The 18,346-nt window shown below is 65.7% G+C and carries 12 protein-coding genes; 6 read left to right on the top strand and 6 right to left on the bottom strand.

The genetic code is table 11. From position 1 onward, the window contains the following. Positions 1–194: 194 nt before the first annotated feature. A complete protein-coding gene (locus AC1DZT_RS15560) occupies positions 195–1,415 on the bottom strand; it encodes an acyl-CoA dehydrogenase (RefSeq protein WP_478007559.1) in 1,221 nt (406 codons plus the stop codon). Between the two features lie 102 nt (positions 1,416–1,517). On the opposite strand from AC1DZT_RS15560, the gene AC1DZT_RS15555 reads away from it, so the two are divergent. Beyond that, the gene (locus AC1DZT_RS15555) at positions 1,518–2,390 is read left to right on the top strand and encodes a LysR family transcriptional regulator (RefSeq protein ID WP_478007558.1); all 873 of its coding nucleotides are present in this window, start codon (positions 1,518–1,520) and stop codon (positions 2,388–2,390) included. A 122-nt stretch (positions 2,391–2,512) separates the two neighbouring features. After that, positions 2,513–3,889 (top strand): NAD(P)/FAD-dependent oxidoreductase, encoded by a 1,377-nt coding sequence (locus tag AC1DZT_RS15550; protein WP_478007557.1) that lies wholly within the window; start codon positions 2,513–2,515, stop codon positions 3,887–3,889. A 45-nt stretch (positions 3,890–3,934) separates the two neighbouring features. On the opposite strand, the gene AC1DZT_RS15545 is transcribed toward AC1DZT_RS15550, so the two are convergent. Beyond that, on the bottom strand, positions 3,935–4,387 hold the full coding sequence (locus AC1DZT_RS15545; RefSeq protein WP_478007556.1) for an RrF2 family transcriptional regulator: 453 nt from the start codon (positions 4,385–4,387) through the stop codon (positions 3,935–3,937). Between the two features lie 290 nt (positions 4,388–4,677). Between AC1DZT_RS15545 and AC1DZT_RS15540 the strand changes: the two genes are divergently transcribed. Next, positions 4,678–10,914 (top strand): calcium-binding protein, encoded by a 6,237-nt coding sequence (locus tag AC1DZT_RS15540; protein WP_478007555.1) that lies wholly within the window; start codon positions 4,678–4,680, stop codon positions 10,912–10,914. Between the two features lie 72 nt (positions 10,915–10,986). On the opposite strand, the gene rbsK is transcribed toward AC1DZT_RS15540, so the two are convergent. The 4 genes from rbsK to AC1DZT_RS15520 form a co-directional block, all read right to left on the bottom strand. Next, on the bottom strand, positions 10,987–11,904 hold the full coding sequence (rbsK, locus tag AC1DZT_RS15535; RefSeq protein ID WP_478007554.1) for a ribokinase: 918 nt from the start codon (positions 11,902–11,904) through the stop codon (positions 10,987–10,989). Next, positions 11,904–12,371, bottom strand: coding sequence for an RbsD/FucU family protein (locus AC1DZT_RS15530; protein WP_478007553.1), 468 nt, complete (start codon positions 12,369–12,371; stop codon positions 11,904–11,906). Before AC1DZT_RS15530 ends, rbsK begins: the two co-directional genes overlap by 1 nt. Before the next feature lie 97 nt (positions 12,372–12,468). Next, a complete protein-coding gene (locus tag AC1DZT_RS15525; protein WP_478007552.1) occupies positions 12,469–13,113 on the bottom strand; it encodes an SGNH/GDSL hydrolase family protein in 645 nt (214 codons plus the stop codon). Further along, on the bottom strand, positions 13,110–14,162 hold the full coding sequence (locus AC1DZT_RS15520) for an ABC transporter ATP-binding protein (protein WP_478007551.1): 1,053 nt from the start codon (positions 14,160–14,162) through the stop codon (positions 13,110–13,112). The genes AC1DZT_RS15525 and AC1DZT_RS15520 overlap by 4 nt, the downstream gene beginning before the upstream one ends. Before the next feature lie 272 nt (positions 14,163–14,434). Here AC1DZT_RS15520 and AC1DZT_RS15515 point away from each other — a divergent pair, with 272 nt between their 5' ends. From AC1DZT_RS15515 to AC1DZT_RS15505, 3 genes are all read left to right on the top strand, one after another. Next, entirely contained in the window at positions 14,435–16,069 is a 1,635-nt protein-coding gene (locus AC1DZT_RS15515) for an extracellular solute-binding protein (protein ID WP_478007550.1), read from the top strand. Between the two features lie 154 nt (positions 16,070–16,223). Next, positions 16,224–17,327 (top strand): carbohydrate ABC transporter permease, encoded by a 1,104-nt coding sequence (locus tag AC1DZT_RS15510; protein ID WP_478007549.1) that lies wholly within the window; start codon positions 16,224–16,226, stop codon positions 17,325–17,327. A 1-nt stretch (position 17,328) separates the two neighbouring features. After that, positions 17,329–18,276, top strand: coding sequence for a carbohydrate ABC transporter permease (locus tag AC1DZT_RS15505; protein ID WP_478007548.1), 948 nt, complete (start codon positions 17,329–17,331; stop codon positions 18,274–18,276). The last annotated feature ends 70 nt before the right edge of the window (positions 18,277–18,346 follow it).

Below are 18,346 nucleotides of genomic sequence, written 5' to 3'. Positions count from 1 at the left end.
GGGCTGTCTGCCCCCCTCGCGCTGGCGCGCTCACCCCCCGAGGATATTTGGACCAATGTGAAAGGAGCAAGAGCCGCGCCTTTCCCTTTGCTCTTTGCCCAAATACTCCCGCCGGAGGCTCTTCGCCTGAGCCGGTTGGCCGCAGGCCAGAGGCGAGGATCAGACTGGCGCCGCAGGCGCGCCTTTGACTTCGGTCAGAAGAACGCCTGCAGGCCGGTGATGGCGCGGCCGAGGATCAGGGCATGGACGTCGTGGGTGCCCTCATAGGTGTTCACGGTTTCCAGGTTCACCATGTGCCGCATGATTTGGTAATCTTCCTGGATCCCGTTGCCCCCATGCATGTCGCGCGACAGCCGCGCTGCCTCCAGCGCCTTGCCGCAGTTGTTGCGCTTGATGATCGAGATCATCTCCGGCGCCGCGTTGGCTTCGTCCATCAGCCGCCCGACGCGCAGGCAGGCCTGCAGGCCCAGCGAGATCTCCGTCAGCATGTTAGCGAGTTTCAGCTGGTGCAGCTGGGTCTGCGCCAGAGGCTTGCCGAATTGCCGGCGGTCGAGGCCATATTGCCGGGCCGCTTCCATGCAGAACTCCGCCGCCCCCATCACCCCCCAGGCGATGCCATAGCGCGCCCGGTTCAGGCAGCCGAAGGGGCCTTTCAGGCCCTCGACATAAGGCAGCAGCGCCTCTTCGCCGACCTCGACATTGTCCATCACGATCTCGCCGGTGACCGAAGCCCTGAGGCTCAGCTTGCCGCCGATCTTCGGCGCGCTCAGACCCTTGGTGCCCTTGTCGAGCACAAAGCCGCGTATCTTGCCGCCATGCGCCTCGGACTTGGCCCAGACCACGAAGACATCGGCAAAGGGCGCGTTCGAGATCCACATCTTCGACCCGTTCAGCACATAGCCGCCCGCCGTCTTCTTCGCCACGGTCTTCATCCCCGCCGGGTCCGAGCCCGCATCCGGCTCGGTCAGGCCGAAGCAGCCGATCCATTCGCCCGAGGACAGTTTCGGCAGATACTTCTGGCGCTGCGCCTCGGTGCCATAGGCATAGATCGGGTACATGACCAGCGAGGACTGCACCGACATCATCGAGCGGTAGCCGGAATCCACCCGCTCCACCTCACGCGCGATCAGGCCATAGGCGACGTAAGAGGCGCCGAGGCCGCCGTATTCCTCGGGGATCGTGGCGCCGAGCAGCCCCATCTCTCCCATCTCGCGGAAAATCTCGGGGTCGGCGGATTCCTCGCGGAAGGCGGCAATCACCCGGGGCTGCAGCTTTTCCTGCGCATAGGACCGCGCGGCCTCGGCCAGCATCCGTTCCTCTTCGGTCAGCTGGTCGGCGAGCCGGAAGGGGTCCTGCCAGTCGAAGCGGCCCAGATCCGGGGCATCCTTGGCTTTCAGTTTCGGGCGATCGGTCATCCTGGCCTCCATCATGCCTTCCAGATATCTGGCCTGACATCTGCCACAAAACCCGTCACAATGCCATCGAAACGACCTCACCAATCCATGAGGAAAACTCATATGCTGGCGCGCCGCTACCTGCCCTCGATCCCCTCGCTTCTGGCACTGGAGGCGGTGGAGCGGCTCGGCTCGGCCTCGGCCGCCGCGGCAGAGCTGAACCTGACCCAGGGCGCCATCAGCCGCCAGTTGCAGGCTCTGGAGGGGCAGCTCGGCGTCACCCTGATCCTGCGCGAGAAGCATCGGCTGCGCCTGACCCCGGCGGCGCTGGATTTCGTGGCCGAGGCGCGCCGCGCGCTGCAGCGCCTGTCGCAGGCCTCGTTGGCACTGCGCGCCAATCCGATGGGCGGCTCGCTCAACCTCGCCATCCTGCCCGCCTTCGGGATGCATTGGCTGGCACCAAGGCTGGCCAAATTCGCCACCCTCCACCCCGAGGTCACGGTCAACCTCTCGACCCGCCTCAAACCCTTCGACTTCACCGACAGCGCCTTTGACGCCGCCATCCACTACGGCCGCCAGGACTGGCCCGGCACCGAGGCGCTGAAACTGACCGAGGAGGAGATCCTTGCCGTCGCGAGCCCCGCCACCCCGGCCCTGAACGCGGCGACCGAGGTGCTCTCCCTGCCCCTCCTGCAGCTCGAAAGCCGCCCCGGCGACTGGGGCCGCTGGCTTGCCCATCACGGCCAACCCAACCTGCGCCCGCCCGCCATGCTGTTCGACCAGTTCGCCACCATGCAGCAGGCGGCGATCCACGGCATGGGCGCAGCCCTCCTCCCCCTTTTCCTGATCGAGCGCGACCTGGCCGAGCGCCGCCTGATCCCGCTCTTCGGCCCGCCGATCCGCGCGCTCGGCGCCTACTACCTCGTCTGGCCAAAGGACCGCCCGCCGCGCGCCCCCCTGACCTCGTTCCGCGACTGGCTGAAAAACACGCTCTGACCCCTTTCACACTGGCGCAAATATCCCGGGGGTGAGCGCGGCCACGCGCGAGGGGGCAGCGCCCCCTTGCTTTTGATCAAACGCCGGATCATCGTGCCGCCGAAATCGCGCAGGAGAAAGCCATGAAAATCGGAGATGTGTCGTTCTGGTATGCCGATATCGGCCTTCCCACGACCCGGCGCCCGGCGCTTGCGGGCGACATTTCGGCGGATGTGGCGATCATCGGGGCGGGCTTCACCGGGCTCTGGACCGCCTGGTACCTGATGCAGGCCCAGCCCGGCCTGCGCGTGGCGGTGCTGGAGCGCGAATTTGCCGGCTTTGGCGCCTCGGGGCGCAATGGCGGCTGGTGCATGGGCACGCTGTCCTGGGATCATGAACGCTATGCCAAGACCCATGGCCGCCCCGCCGTGCTGGAGATGGCCCGCCATCTGGAAGGCACCGTCGAAGAGATCATCCGCGTCTGCGCGGATCAGGGCATCGACGCCGATATCCTGCGCACCGATATCCTGATGTTCGCGCAGAACAAGGCGCAACTCTCCCGCCTCAATGCCGAGGTTGCCCATCAGCAGCATTGGGGCCAGGCGCATCGGGTGCGGGCCCTGACGCCGGAACAGGTGGCGCAGCGCATCGCGCTGCCCGGCGCGCTCGGCGGCATGGCGCTTTCGGGCGTGGCGCGGATCCAGCCGGCCAAGCTGGTCCGCGGTCTGGCCGAAGCGGTCGAGCGGGCCGGGGCAACGATCTACGAGGACACCGCCGTCACCTCTTATGACAAGGGCGAGGTCGTCACCTCAAAGGGCCGCGTCAAAGCCCCGATCATCCTGCGCTGCACCGAAGGCTTCACCCCCGGCTTTCCCGGGCATCAGCGCGACTGGATCCCGCTCAACTCCGCCCAGATCGCCACGCCGATCCTTCCGCCCGAGGTCTGGGCCAAGATCGGCTGGGAGAATGGCGAGCTGATCGAGGATGCCGCCAATTCCTACTGCTATTGCCAGCGCACCCGCGAGGGCCGCATCACGGTGGGCGCGCGCGGCGTGCCCTACAAGTTCGGCTCGAAGATGGACAAGAACGGCGAACCCGACGCCGAGACCATCCGCCGCCTGACCGAGACCCTGCACCGCCACTTCCCCGAGGCCGCGCCCTATGGCGTCGAGCACGCCTGGTGCGGCGTCATCGGCGTGCCGCGCGACTGGTGCGCCACGGTGGGGCTGGACCGCGACACCGGCCTTGGCTGGGCGGGGGGCTATGTGGGGGTGGGGGTTTCCACCTCGAACCTTGCCGGGCGCACCCTGGCCGACCTGGCGCTGGGGCGGCAGACCGAGATCACCGCCCTGCCTTGGGTCAACCGCAAGGTCCGCAAATGGGAGCCTGAACCCTTCCGCTGGCTTGGCGTGCATCTGATGTATGCGCTTTTGCGCATCGCCGACACGCGGGAAGACAAGCTGGGCATCGGTCCGTCGAAATTCGCGGCCTTCGGCAACTGGCTGACCGGGCGCCATTAAGGGCGGCTTCAGGGGGCGGTACCGGCCGCCCTGCCCCGCCTCGCCTCAGCTGCCCAGAACCGCCAGCTGCGCATCGGCCGATTTCTGGATATCGGCCAGCGTCAGGCTTTCGATCAGCACGAGGTAGGACCAGAAGACCTCGGCAAAGACCTTGCGGATCCGGCAGGTCTCTTCATCGCTGCAATCCTCGCAGCGCTGATAGGCGCGGCGCGAGAGACAGGGCAAGGGGGCGATCGGCCCGTCGATCATCCGCAACAGCTCCGAGATCGAGACCGCTTCCGGCGCCTTGATCAGCTGATACCCGCCCGAGCGGCCCCGGGTCGAGGCGATGATCCCGGCATTGCGGATTTCCAGCAGGATATGTTCCAGAAAGCGTTTCGGCGCGCCGGAACGCTTGGCGATCTCTTCGATCGTCAGGGCCTCGGGCGCGGGCTTGGCGGCCTCGTCCGACAGGGTCAGAAGCGCCTTGAGCGCGTATTTCATCTTCTGCGTGATCATCGTCCAGACCTAGACGTTAGGCGGCGCAGAATCAACGCGCGGCAGGTCAAAAACGCCAAAGTTTATCGCAGAAAGTCGTTTTGCCCCCGCCCCCGGCGGACCGGTCCGGGGCCCCCGACCGGCGGTCTGGCCCCCGCATTGCGGCGCGGCCAGCCGATCTGCCTTAATCTTGGCGGAATTTTTCCATTTTACGCAAAATCCGCGTCCAACTTCCGCCCCACCCCGCGCTTAGAGACGAGGGAAGTTTATGCGCCATTAGCCTGCGGGCCGAGCGATTTTGGAGAACCACAATGACGAACTACGCAGGGACTTCCGGAAACGACACGCTGACCGGCTCTACCGGAAACGATTCCCTGACTGGCGTCGATGGCAATGACATTCTCTATGGCGCGGCCGGCAACGACTCGCTCTACGGCGGCAACGGCGACGACACGCTTTCGGGCGGCGCGGGCAGCGACCTGATCGACGGCGGCGCGGGGTTCGACTGGCTGGATTACTCGGCCTCCACCGCGGCGGTGACGGTCAGCCTCACCACCGGGCTTGGCACCGGGGGCGATGCGGGCAACGACACGATCACCGTGGGCACGGTCGAGGCGATCATTGGTTCGGGCCTGAACGATTCGCTGACCGGCGACGGCTTTGCCAACTGGCTGAAGGGCGGCGTGGGCAATGACAGCCTTTACGGTGCGGCGGGCGACGACACGCTGACCGGCGGCACCGGCAACGATGTGATCGACGGCGGGGCCGGCAATGACACGGTGGATTATTCCGCCTCGACCGCCGGGGTCAACGTTACGGTCAACGGTTCGACCAACACCGGCGGCGAAGCGGCGGGCGATATCCTGACCACGGTCGAGAACCTGATCGGTTCGGCCTTCGCCGATACGCTGATCGGCGATGCCGGCAACAACGCGCTGTACGGCGGCGCGCTGGCCGATACGCTGAGCGGCGCTGCCGGCAACGACAGCCTTTATGGCGGGACCGAGAACGACACGCTGCAGGGCGGCGCGGGCAATGACCTGCTGGATGGCGGCGCGGGCACCGATACGGCCGATTACACCGCCTCGACGGCGGCGGTCTCGGTCAGCCTTGTCACCGGGCTCGGCTCGGGCGGCGATGCGGGCAACGACACGCTGACCGCGATCGAGAACCTGACCGGCTCGGCCTTCAACGACACGCTGATCGGCGATGGCAATGCCAACGTGATCTCGGGCGCTGCGGGCAATGACAGCATCATCGGCGGCCTCGGGTCCGACACGATCGACGGCGGCACCGGCACCGACACGCTGGACTATTCGGCCTCTTCCGTCGGCGTCAACCTGACGGTCGGCGGCGGGGCCGGCACCGGCGGCGAGGCGGCGGGCGATGTCGTCACCAATATCGAGACGGTGATCGGCACCGGCTTCAACGACACGCTGGGCGGCGATGCGTCGAACAACGCGCTTTATGGCGGGGTCGGCAATGACAGCCTGTCGGGCGCCGCGGGCAACGACAGCCTCTATGGTGGCACCGGCGACGACAGCCTGACCGGCGGCGCGGGCAATGACGTGCTCGACGGCGGGACCGGCAATGACACGGTGGATTATTCCGCCTCGGCCTCGGGCGTCAACGTCACGGTCAACGGCTCTTCCAACACCGGCGGCGATGCGGCGGGCGACACGCTGACCGGGATCGAGAACCTGATCGGTTCGGCCTTCAACGACACGCTGGTCGGCGATGCCGGCAACAACGCCCTTTACGGCGGCGCGCTGAACGACAGCTTGGCGGGCGGCGTCGGGGCCGACACGCTGGATGGCGGCACGGGCACCGACATCGCGGATTATTCGACCTCCTCGGCGGCGGTCAATGTGACGCTCGGCGGCCTTGGCACCGGCGGCGATGCGACGGGCGACGTGCTTTTGAACATCGAGGGCCTGACCGGTTCGGCCTTCAACGACACGCTGACCGGCGACGCCAACAACAACCTGATCTATGGCGGCGCGGGCAATGACGTGGTCAACGGCGGTGCCGGGGCCGACACGATCGACGGCGGCAGCGGGATCGACACGATCGACTATTCGACCTCGTCGGTGGCGATCAGCATCACGGTCGGCTCGGGCTCGGGCACCGGCGGCGATGCGACGGGCGATGTGCTGAGCAACATCGAGGCGGTCACCGGTTCGGCCTATAACGACACGCTGGGCGGCGACAGTTCCGACAACATCCTGACCGGCCTTGCCGGCAATGACTATCTGAGCGGTTCGGGCGGCAACGACAGCCTTTATGGCGGCCTGGGCAATGACACGCTGGTCGGCGGCGCGGGCAATGACAGCCTCGATGGCGGCACCGGCACCGACACGGCGGATTACTCGGCCTCGAGCGCCGCCGTCACCATCAACCTGACCACCGGCACCGCCTCGGGCGGCGATGCGGCCGGCGATACCCTCGTCAGCATCGAGAACATCATCGGCACGACCAATGCCGACAACATCACCGGCAATGCCTCGGACAACATCTTCAGCGCCGGCGCGGGCAACGACAGCCTTTATGGCGGCGACGGCAACGACTATTTCATCGGCGGCACCGGCAATGACGTGATCGCCGGCGGCAACGGGTCGGACACGCTGGATTACAGCGCCTCGACCTCGGCCCTGACCGTCAACCTCGCCACCAGCACCATGTCGGGCGGCAACGAGGGCACCGACAGCTTCAGCGGCATCGAGAATGTCGTCGGCGGGGCCGGCAATGACACGCTGACCGGCGATCTGAACGACAACATCATCCGCGGCGGCGCCGGGGCCGACAGCCTGACCGGCGGCGGCGGCACCGACACGCTGGATTACAGCGGCTCTTCGGCCGGGGTGACGGTGGACCTTTCGGCCGGCACGTCCAGCGGCGGCGATGCCGACGGCGATGTCTATACCGGTTTCGAGAACATCATCGGCTCGGACAACAACGACTCGCTGACCGGCGATGCCAATGCCAACGTGATCGCGGGCGGCTATGGCGATGACATCATCGTCGGTGGCGACGGCGTCGACACCGTATCCTATGCCACCTCGCAGGAGGGCGTCTCGCTCAGCCTCTCGGACGGGTTCGGCGCCTTCGGCCAGGCCGCGGGCGACTATGTCACCGGGGTCGAGAACATCACCGGCTCGGCGATGAATGACACGCTGGGCGGCGACATCAACGACAACATCCTGGACGGCGGCGCGGGCGATGACATCCTGTCGGGCGGCAGCGGCAATGACACGCTGATCGGCGGCACCGGCAATGACACTTTCACCGTGGGCAGCCTCAACGACCATATCGTCGAGAATGTCGGCGAGGGCGTCGACACGGTGCAGACCTCGGTCAGCTGGACGCTGGGGGACAATCTCGAGAATATCCTCCTGCTCGGCGCGGGGGACATCCGCGGCACCGGCAACGCGGCCGACAACCTGATCACCGGCAACTCGGGCTTCGGCGGGATCATCGGCAGCCGCGGCTACAACCTCTTGCAGGGCATGGACGGCAATGACACGCTGATCGGCAACGGCGGCGATGACACGCTGGACGGCGGCACCGGCAACGACTCGATGGTCGGCGGGCTGGACAATGACACCTATGTCGTCGACAGCGCCGGCGATATCGTGGTCGAGACCTCGGGTCAGGGTCTGGACACCGTGATCAGCACGGTGAACTACACGCTCGGCACCTATGTCGAGAACCTGATCCTGTCGGGCAGCGCCAATCTGACCGGCACCGGCACGCTTTACACCAACGTCCTGACCGGCAACGAGGGCAACAACCTGTTGCAGGGCATGGCGGGCAATGACACGCTGAACGGCAACGACGGCAACGACACGCTGGACGGCGGCACCGGCAACGACATCCTGAACGGCGGCTATGGCGACGACCTCTACATCGTCGATTCCACCGGCGACAAGGTGAACGAATATGGCGGCGGCGGCATCGACACGGTGCAGAGCGGCGTGACCACGACGCTGAACCTCTATGTCGAGAACCTGATCCTGACCGGCACCGCCACCAATGGCACCGGTAATGGCGAAGACAACCAGATGACCGGCAACGGCCTGGCCAACAACCTGTCGGGCCTGATCGGCAACGACATGCTCTATGGCGGCGCCGGGGACGACACGCTGAACGGCGGCGTCGGCGATGACATCATGTATGGTGGCACCGGCAACGACACCTTCCTGGTGGAGAATGCCGCCGACCAGGTCTTCGAGGACCCGGGCGCCGGCACCGATGTCGTCAACAGCACGATCAGCTGGACGCTGGGCGACAATTTCGAAAACCTGGTCCTGACCAGCAACTCCAACGTCTCGGGCACCGGCAACACGGTGGCCAATGCGATCACCGGCAACACCGGGGCGAACCTTCTGTCGGGGCTGGACGGCAACGACTCGCTTTACGGCGGGGGCGGCAATGACACGCTGGTGGGCGGCACCGGCGATGACAGCCTGGTCGGCGGCGCGGGCAATGACACCTATATCATCGACAGCCTGAACGACATGATCGTCGAGGCGGCCAATGGTGGGACCGACACGATCATCTCGGACTTCGCCGTCACCCTGGCCGCCAATGTCGAGAACCTGACCTATACCGGGACCGCCGACCTTGCCGCCACCGGCACCGGGGTCGCCAATGTGCTGACCGGCAACAGCGGCAACAACGCGCTGAACGGCAATGCCGGCAACGACTCGCTCTACGGCGGGGCGGGCAATGACACGCTGAACGGCGGCGCCGGCAATGACAGCATGGCGGGCGGCACCGGGGATGACATCTACTACGTCGACTCCGCCACCGACATCATCCTCGAGAACGCCAATTCGGGCACCGACACGGTCTTCGCCTCGATCAGCTATTCGCTGTCGGGCCAGAATGCCAGCATCGAGAACCTGACCCTCCTGGGCGGGGCCGCCAATGCGACCGGCGAAGGCGGCGCCAACACGATCACCGGCAACGGCGCCGCGAACCTGCTGCAGGGCATGGGCGGCAATGACACGCTGTTCGGCGGCGACGGCTATGACACGCTGGACGGTGGCACCGGCAATGACAGCATGACCGGCGGCAATGGCAATGACACCTATGTGGTGGATTCGGTCGATGACGTCGTGGTCGAAGTCTCCGGTGGCGGCAAGGACACCGTGATCTCTGCCGTCACTTACGTGCTGGACGTCAACCTCGAAAACCTGACCCTTTCGGGCAACAAGGCGATCAACGGCACCGGCACGATCAGCGCCAACGTGATGAACGGCAACACCGGGGCCAACCTGCTGAGCGGGCTGGACGGCAACGACACGCTCTTCGGCGATGCCGGCAACGACACGCTGGACGGCGGCACCGGCAATGACAGCCTGACCGGCGGCCTCGGCTCGGATACCTTCGTCGTCGACAGCCTCGCCGACATCCTGGTCGAGAATGTCGGCGAGGGCACCGATACCGTGGTCTCCTCGATCACCTGGACCCTGGCCGACAATTTCGAGAACCTGACGCTGAGCGGCCTGACCAATATCAACGGCACCGGCAACGCGGTGGCCAACGTGATGTTGGGCAATGCCGGCAACAACCTTCTGATGGGCCTCGACGGCAACGATTCCATCACCGGCGGCGCCGGCAACGACACGCTGGATGGCGGCACCGGCAATGACAGCCTGATCGGCGGCCTGGGCGACGACCTCTACTTCGTCGACAGCGCCAACGACAAGATCACCGAAGCGTCGGGCGGCGGCACCGACAGCGTGATCGCCACCACGAGCTATGTCCTTTCGGTGGAGATCGAGAACCTGACCCTCTCGGGCAATTCCGCGCTGAACGGCACGGGCAATGCCTCGAACAACGTGATCACCGGCAACAGTGCGACCAACCTTCTGTCGGGCGGCGCCGGGGCCGATACGCTGATCGGCGGCACCGGGAACGACACGCTGGACGGCGGCACCGGGGCCGACAGCCTGGTCGGCGGCACGGGCAACAACACCTATGTCGTGGACTCGCTGTCGGATGTGATCGTCGAACTGGCCGACCAGGGCACCGATCTGGTGATGAGCTCGATCAACTGGACGCTCGGCGACACGCTGGAGAACCTGACCCTGATCGGCTCGATCAATGCCAGCGCGACCGGCAATGCCGGGGCCAACATCATCACCGGCAACAGCTCCTCCAACCGGATCATGGGGCTGGAGGGCGATGACACGATCACTGGCATGGGCGGCAATGACACGATCACCGGCGGCGACGGGGCGGACCATTTCGTCTTCAACTCGCTTCTGTCCAGCGGCACCGACATGATCACCGATTTCAACGCGCTGGATGGCGGCGCGGCGGAAGGCGACGTGCTGGAGTTCCACGGCCTGCTGGTCGGCACCTTCGCCTATATCGGCAGCGGCGCCTTCTCGGGCGGGTCGGACAATTCCGAGGCCCGGGTCCAGGGCTCGCAGCTGCAGGTCGATGTGAACGGCGATGGCAAGGCGGATATCCTGATCACCCTGTCGGGCCTGACCAATGCCAGCCAGCTGCACGATACCGATTTCATCTGGAACTGATCGGGTCGGACGGAAGATCAAGACAAAAGGCGCCGGGGGGTTCCCGGCGCCTTTTCCATCTGCAAGCCCGGATCAGGCCTTGAGCAGTGCCTCGATCTCGGCCCTTGCGGGCATCGAGGGGGCGGTGCCGGCGCGGGTGACCGAGATGCCGGCGGTGGCCGAGCCGAAGCGGACGGCATCGACCGGGTCCATCCCCTCGGCCAGGGCCGCGGCAAAGCCGCCGTTGAAGGCATCGCCCGCCCCGGTGGTTTCCACCACCGGCCCGGCCTTGAAGGGCGGGACATGGACGGTGCGGCTGCCATCGTGGAAGAGCGCGCCCTTGTCGCCCAGCGTGATGATCACCGCCCCTGCCCCCATCGCGCGCAGCGCGCGGGCGGCGGCCTCGGCCTCGGCCACGGTGGTGACCGGCAGGCCGGTCAGGGCCTCGGCCTCCGATTCGTTGGGGGTGACATAGTCGCAGAGCGCCACGGTGCCCTCGGGCAGGCTGGCCGCAGGCGCCGGGTTCAGGATCGTGGTCACCCCTGCCGCCCGCGCCAGTTGCAGGGCATGGACCGCCACCGGGATCGGCTGTTCCAGCTGGGTGATGAAGACGCGGGCAGAGCGGATCAGGTCGGCATTGGCATCGACATCGGCATTGGTGATATCGGCCGCAGCCCCGGGCGAGATGATGATGGCGTTGTTGCCGGTGCCATCCTCGACGAAGATATAGGCCGCACCGGTATAGCTTTTGGGGTCCTGCGTGATCGCGGGCTTCACCCCGGCCTTGGCCCAGGTCGCCAGCGCCATGTCGGCGAAGGGGTCCTGGCCCAGACGCGAGATGAAATGCGTCTCGGCCCCGGCCATGGCGGCGGCCACCGACTGGTTCGAACCCTTGCCCCCCGGCCCGAGCACGAAGCTTTTGCCGAGGATCGTCTCGCCCATCTTGGGCTGGCGCGGCGCGCGGTAGGCGGTGTCAGCGACGAAGACGCCGAGGATGACGACGCGGCCCATCAGTTCGCCCTCACCGCGGCCTCGGGCGGGATCACGCCCTTGCGGAAGATGAAGCAGCCGTAGAAGCGCCGCTCACCGGTCTGGATCACGGCATAGGCCTCCTTGGCGCGTTCGTAGAAATCGAACCGCTCGATCGAGAGCATGGTGCGCGGCTGGCCCTCGGCGGCGTTGATCACGGCCTGCACCTCGGCCTGGACCGGTTCGATCTGATCGGGGGCGCCGACCACTTCCATGCGGGCGGCAAAATCCTCGACGAACGTGTCGAGAGGCAGGAGCGACAGCACGGCTTCGGCGGCCTCGGCGCAGGTGAGATTGTCCATCCTGAGAAGCTCGCCCAGCACGGTCTGGCGCGCGATGGCATCGGAGGGGAAGTTGGTGTCGGCGATCACCAGCGTGTCGCCATGGCCCATGGCGCGCAGCGCGTACAGCACCTCGGCATTCAGGCGGTTGTCGATCTTCTTGAGCATATGTCCTCCGCAGGGCTTTCTGGGCGGGCCGCCGGGGGTTTTGCACCCCCGGACCCCCGCAGGATATTTATAGACCGATGAATGGGGCTTGGCGAGGTCAGGCCAGGACCTCGCGCAGGGTTTCGGCGAGGGCGCGGCCGAGGGCGACCTGGGCTTCGGCCTCGTAATGGATGCCGTCGACCGGGCTGACCGCGATGTGCTGGCCAGCGTCGAAGAAATCGGCCTGCATCCGGGTCGTCATGCTGGCGATGGCAGCGGCGAGGTGGTGCGATTTGGCCGCGCCGCCGGCGAACATCTCGGCCAGGCAGCCGGTCTCGAGGATCGGCGGCGGGGCTATGACGAGCACCTTGGGGGCCGCGCCATCGGGACCGGCGCCCGAGCCGCGGATCACGCGGATCAGCCGGTCAAGGCAGAAGGCGATGTCGGCGGCGCTGACGTGGAAGCAGTTCTTCAGGTCATTGGTGCCGAGCTTCAGGATCACCAGGTCAAGCGGCTTGTGGCTTTCCAGAAGCGAGGGCAGCACGCGGATGCCGCTGCGGTGCGGGCCTTCCATCGGGTCGTCGTGGACCGTGGTGCGGCCGGGGTGCCCCTCGGCGATCACCTCGAACCCCGGGCCGAGAGCGCGCGCCATGACCGAGGGCCAGCGCGCCTCGTGCCCGAAGCGGCCGGCGCCGTCGAGGTCGGGCATCGGCTTCGTGCCATGGGTGTTGCTGTCGCCGAAACAAAGAATGGTGCGGGTCATCCGATGCGCGCGCCGCTCTCGCCATCGAAGAGGTGGATGAGGCCGGGCATCGGTGCCAAGTGCAGGGTCTGGCCGGGGGTGAAGGTCTGCCGCTCGCGCACCACGACAGTCAGCTCCTGTTCGCCGGCGCGCAGAACGAGGTGGATCTCGGCCCCGGTGGGTTCGACCACCACCACGCTGGCCGGCATGCCCTGATCCGACAGGGTCAGATGTTCGGGGCGGATGCCATAGGTGATCTTGCGGCCCTCGACCACGCCCGAGGCGGCGGGCAGCGGCAAATCGATGCCCGGAGCGACAAAGCGGCCGCCCTTGACCACGCCCGCCACCAGGTTCATCGCCGGCGAGCCGATGAAGCCTGCGACGAAGGTATTGGCCGGGGTGTCGTAGAGTTCCAGCGGCGCGCCGATCTGGCTGATCCTTCCATCGCGCATCACGACGATGCGATCGGCCATGGTCATCGCCTCGATCTGGTCATGGGTCACATAGACGGTCGTCGTGCCAAGCCGCTGATGCAACTCGCGAATCTCGGAGCGCATCTGGACGCGCAGCTTGGCGTCGAGGTTGGACAGCGGCTCGTCGAAGAGAAAGACCTGCGGGTCGCGCACGATGGCGCGGCCCATGGCGACGCGCTGGCGCTGGCCGCCCGACATGGCGCGGGGATAGCGGCCAAGGTAGGGCGTCAGACCGAGGATCTCGGCGGCGCGGTTCACCCGCTTGTCGATCTCGGCCTTGTCCATCCCCGCCATCTTCAGCGGGAAGCCCATGTTGGCCCCCACCGTCTTGTGCGGGTAAAGCGCGTAGTTCTGGAAGACCATCGCAATGTCACGCTGCGCCGGCGGCAGGTTGTTGACCACCCGGTCGCCGATCGAGATCGTGCCGCCGGAAATCCCCTCCAGCCCGGCGATCATCCTGAGCAGGGTGGATTTGCCGCAGCCCGAAGGCCCGACGAGCACGACGAACTGGCCGTCCTGAATATCGACATTGACCCCGTGGACGACCTGAAGCCCCCCGTAGGATTTCACCAGATCGCGGATTTTGACCTCGGCCATCTTGCCTCCCCAGCAGAAAATTCCCCTTCCGACACCGGTCGAAACCGGGGCGGCCCGTGAAATTGGTAACCCAGCCCAAAGGCGCTGTCCATCATCTAGCACGCTAACATGTTAGATGCTTGACTTGAGACCCCCGTCAAGGGAAAGTCACGCCAAGTCCGGTGTCTTCCGGACCAAGGATGCGGGAAGCGGTCATCAGAACGCCCAGAAGGGCGCAGGCTTCCCAAGGCCCAACCCCGCCCGAGACGGCGGACCCAAACGCGGAGGAAAGAATGAAAGTCGATCTTTACAATTACGCCGTGAAGGCCGGGCTGACCCGGCGCGGCGTGCTGAAGGGCGCAGCCTCGCTGGGCGCGCTGTCGATGATGGGCGGCCTGATGGGCGCGCGTCCGGCCTTGGCCGATGACGCGCTGCGCCAGCAGATCCTCGCCATTCCGGGCGTGGGCAAGGGCTCGCCCACCGATGCCGACTGGCAGAAGGTTGGCGAATTGTGCCTCGGCGCCACCAAGGCCAATGTCAAGGAAGGCGAGTTCGCCGGGGTCGAGCTGACCTTCATGGGGCTCAACAACCAGAACCTGCACAACCTGCTGTTCCGCGGCTTCCTCGCCTCGTGGGAGAAGTATACCGGGGCGAAGATCAACTGGATCGACCTGGCCCAGGCGGATTACAACCCGCGCCTGCAGCAGGCGATCGCCACCGGCACCGTCGATTTCGACATCGTCGAGATGGGCGCCCCCTTCGAAGGCGACACCGCCGGCAAGGGCCTCCTGGACGAGATGCCCGACTGGGTCAAAGCCCAGATCGACATGGACGATTATGTGAACTACCTCAAGGCGCCGGTCGGCACCTGGGATGGCAAGACCTACCGCGTGACGGTGGACGGCGACTGCCACACCTTCGCCTATCGCAAGGATTACTTCGGGGATGGGGCGATTTCCGGCATGAAGGACGCGCCGACGACCTGGGCGCAGATCGCCGAATATTCCGCCAAGGTGCATGGCCAGAAAGACCCGCTGACCGGCCAGGACGCCGTGGGCTTCCTCGACCCCTTGAAGGGCTGGGGCGGCTTCGGCTTCTACTTCCTGGAAGACCGCGCCACGGCCTACGTCAAATACCCCGGCAACCCGGCCTGGCTGTTCGAGCCCGACACGATGAAGCCGATGGTCAACAACCCCGGCTGGGTGCAGGCGATCCAGGACGTGATGGACAACATCAAGAACTTGCCCGCCGACCAGATCAACGCCGACCCCGGCACCACCGCCTTCCAGCAATTCCTCGCCGGCACCGGCTCGGGTATCTGCTGGTGGGGCGACGTGGGGTCGAACTCCAAGACCTCGGACAGCTCGGTCGTGGGCGATGTCGTGGGCTTCTCGATCAACCCCGGCGCGGACAAGGTCTACAACCCGACCACCGCCGCCTGGGAGACCCCGGCCACGCCGAACTTCGCGCCGAACATGGCCTATCTCGGCTGGGGCATTTATGTGACCAACCGCGTCTCGAAGGACGAGAAGAAGCGCAAGGCGGCCTGGTCGGCGGCGGCCCACCTCGGCGGCAAGGATCTGAGCCTGTGGACCGCGGCCTATCCTTCGGGCTTCCAGCCCTATCGCAACAGCCACTTCAACTATGACGAATGGGCTGCGGCGGGTTACGACAAGGCCTTCGTCGAGGATTACCTCGGCTCCAACGCGGACAGCTACAACCATCCCAACGCCGCGATCGAGCCGCGCATCCCGGGCATCTTCCAGTACTACTCGGTCGCCGAGGACGAGCTGGCCAAGGGCTATGCCGGTCAGTACAAATCGGCCCAGGAAACCGCCGACGCGATTGCCGCCGCCTGGGAGAAGATCACCGACCAGATCGGCCGCGACTCGCAGATCAAGCTCTACAAGGCCTCGCTTGGCATGTAAGCTTCGGGAAGATGGGCAGATTGCCCATCCTACCGGCGACCGTGGCACAGCGGACTGGGCGTAGGATGGGCAATCTGCCCATCTTACCTGAACCGATCGGGGTGCGCCGTGCCATGGCGCACCCTCATTTCAAGCAGGCAGCAGGGGCGAGACCTTGAGCGAAGGCGATCTTCTTCACGTCGTGGAAACCGACAATATCACCCCCGCGCGGCGGGCCTTTGGCCTGGTGCTGATCTGGGGCTCGGCCGCGGTGATGGCCCTGGTGGCGGCAGCCCAGCTGCTGCAAGCCTTCGGCGGCCAGGATTTCGGCTTCGCCAACTGGCGGCCCACGCTTTACGCCTATATCCTCTATGCGATCTGCCTGTGCTGGGGTCAGGTGCTGATCAAGGGCGAACAGGGCAAGCGCATCCTCTTCGTGCTGCCGGCGGCGCTGTTCGTGATCTCGATGACGGTCTTCCCGCTGCTCTTCGGCCTGATCATCGCCTTTTCGTCCTGGAACCTCGCCTCGCCGGATGGCCGCCAGTTCAACGGCATGGCCAACCTCGTGCAGATGTGGCACGACCCCTTCTACTGGAACGCCCTGACCAACATGATCTGGTATGTGCTGGCGATCCTGCCCGAATATGTCGTGGCCTTCGGCCTCGCCCTGATGCTGAATGCCGAGATCCGCGGCCGCAAGTTCTTCCGCGTGGCCTTCCTTCTGCCCCTGATGCTGTCCCCCGTCGCCGTGTCCTGGATGATCGGCAAGTCGATGATGGAGACGCGCTTCGGCCCGCTCGCCACGCTTGGCCGGCATCTGGGCTGGGAGAACCCCTCCTTCTTCTCCTCGCCCTGGATCGCCAAGGCGACGATCATGCTGATGGATGCCTGGACCTTCATCCCCTTCATGATGATCATGATCCTCGCCGGTCTGCAGGGCATCCCGAAAGAGCTGCAGGAGGCCGCCCGCGTCGATGGCGCCACCGGCTGGCGCGCCTTCTGGGAGGTGACCTTTCCGCTGATGCTGCCGGTCTCGATCACCTCGGTGCTGATCCGGCTGATCTTCAAGCTGAAGCTGGCCGATATCGTGATCAACGTGACCTCGGGCGGGCCGGGAGGCGCCACCGATTCCGTCACCAGCTTCATCTTCCGCGAGTACCGCGACCGCTCCAACGTCGGCTATGGCACGATGCTGGCCATGGTCTATCTCGTGATCATCATCATTGTCATGACCCTTCTGATGAAGGCCGCTGACCGCTACATGAAGGCGAGCACCTGAGATGACGACGCAAAACATGCCGACGGAAAAGATGACCGGGCAGATCTTCCGCGACAGCGCCGCCGACACCAGTTTCCGCGCCAAATGGTGGACGGGACGGGTGGTGATCTATGGCCTGCTGATCTTCTGGGCGATCGTGGCGCTGTTCCCGATCTACTGGACGATCTCGACCTCGTTCAAGATGGCGCCGGATGTGATGAAGGGGGCGCTGGTGCCCTGGTGGGATTTCCAGCCGAAATGGCTGGGATGGAAGTCCCTGGGCCTGTCGCCGGAGACCATCGGCCAGCCCTCGACCGTGCGGGGCGAGTTCCTGCGGCGGTTCTGGAACTCCTCGGTGATCTCGGTCACCTCTTCGGTGCTGGCGGTGGCGCTCGGCAGCCTTGCGGCCTATGGCCTGTCGCGCTTCAGCTACAAGTTCCTCTGGATGAAGAACGCCGATATCTCGTTCTTCTTCCTCAGCCAGCTGATCCTGCCGCCGGTGGTGCTCGCCCTGCCCTTCCTGGTGCTCTACAAGGAGCTGGCGCTTCTGGACACGCAGATCGGCCTGATCGTGCTTTACACGCTGTCGGTGCTGCCGATCGTGATCTGGATCATGCGCGACCAGTTCGCCGGCATCCCGACCGAGCTGGAAGAGGCGGCGATGGTCGATGGCCAGACGATCTGGGGCGCGTATCTGACGATCATCCTGCCTATCGCCCTGCCCGGCATGGTTGCGGCGCTGATCCTGTCGCTGGTGCTGACCTGGAACGAGTATTTCTTCGCGGCCCTCCTGACCTCCACCTATGCCAACACCCTGCCGGTGATGGTGGCAAGCCAGACCGGCAGCCAGGGGATTTCCTGGTGGTCGATGGCGGCCCTGTCCTTTGCGGCCATCCTGCCCCTGATCATCATCGGGGTCGGGCTGGAACGCTTCATCATCAAGGGCATGGCGGCGGGTGCGGTGAAATGAGGCCCGATTTTTCTGCGAAAAATCGCCCTGTCCTGCCGCCGTCAGGCGTTGAATTTTCGCAGAAAATTCG

It is taken from the genome of Rhodobacter sp. P1_C2, from assembly GCF_056406375.1.
The sequence above is the reverse complement of the archived record's forward strand: the minus strand, read 5'-3'. Positions and strand labels throughout refer to the sequence as shown.

Coding starts and splice junctions, on each gene's coding strand:
- AC1DZT_RS15560 (WP_478007559.1), bottom strand. CDS start 1,415: ATGACCGATCGCCCGAAACTGAAAGCCAAGGATGCCCCGGATCTGGGC.
- AC1DZT_RS15555 (WP_478007558.1), top strand. CDS start 1,518: ATGCTGGCGCGCCGCTACCTGCCCTCGATCCCCTCGCTTCTGGCACTG.
- AC1DZT_RS15550 (WP_478007557.1), top strand. CDS start 2,513: ATGAAAATCGGAGATGTGTCGTTCTGGTATGCCGATATCGGCCTTCCC.
- AC1DZT_RS15545 (WP_478007556.1), bottom strand. CDS start 4,387: ATGATCACGCAGAAGATGAAATACGCGCTCAAGGCGCTTCTGACCCTG.
- AC1DZT_RS15540 (WP_478007555.1), top strand. CDS start 4,678: ATGACGAACTACGCAGGGACTTCCGGAAACGACACGCTGACCGGCTCT.
- rbsK (WP_478007554.1), bottom strand. CDS start 11,904: ATGGGCCGCGTCGTCATCCTCGGCGTCTTCGTCGCTGACACCGCCTAC.
- AC1DZT_RS15530 (WP_478007553.1), bottom strand. CDS start 12,371: ATGCTCAAGAAGATCGACAACCGCCTGAATGCCGAGGTGCTGTACGCG.
- AC1DZT_RS15525 (WP_478007552.1), bottom strand. CDS start 13,113: ATGACCCGCACCATTCTTTGTTTCGGCGACAGCAACACCCATGGCACG.
- AC1DZT_RS15520 (WP_478007551.1), bottom strand. CDS start 14,162: ATGGCCGAGGTCAAAATCCGCGATCTGGTGAAATCCTACGGGGGGCTT.
- AC1DZT_RS15515 (WP_478007550.1), top strand. CDS start 14,435: ATGAAAGTCGATCTTTACAATTACGCCGTGAAGGCCGGGCTGACCCGG.
- AC1DZT_RS15505 (WP_478007548.1), top strand. CDS start 17,329: ATGACGACGCAAAACATGCCGACGGAAAAGATGACCGGGCAGATCTTC.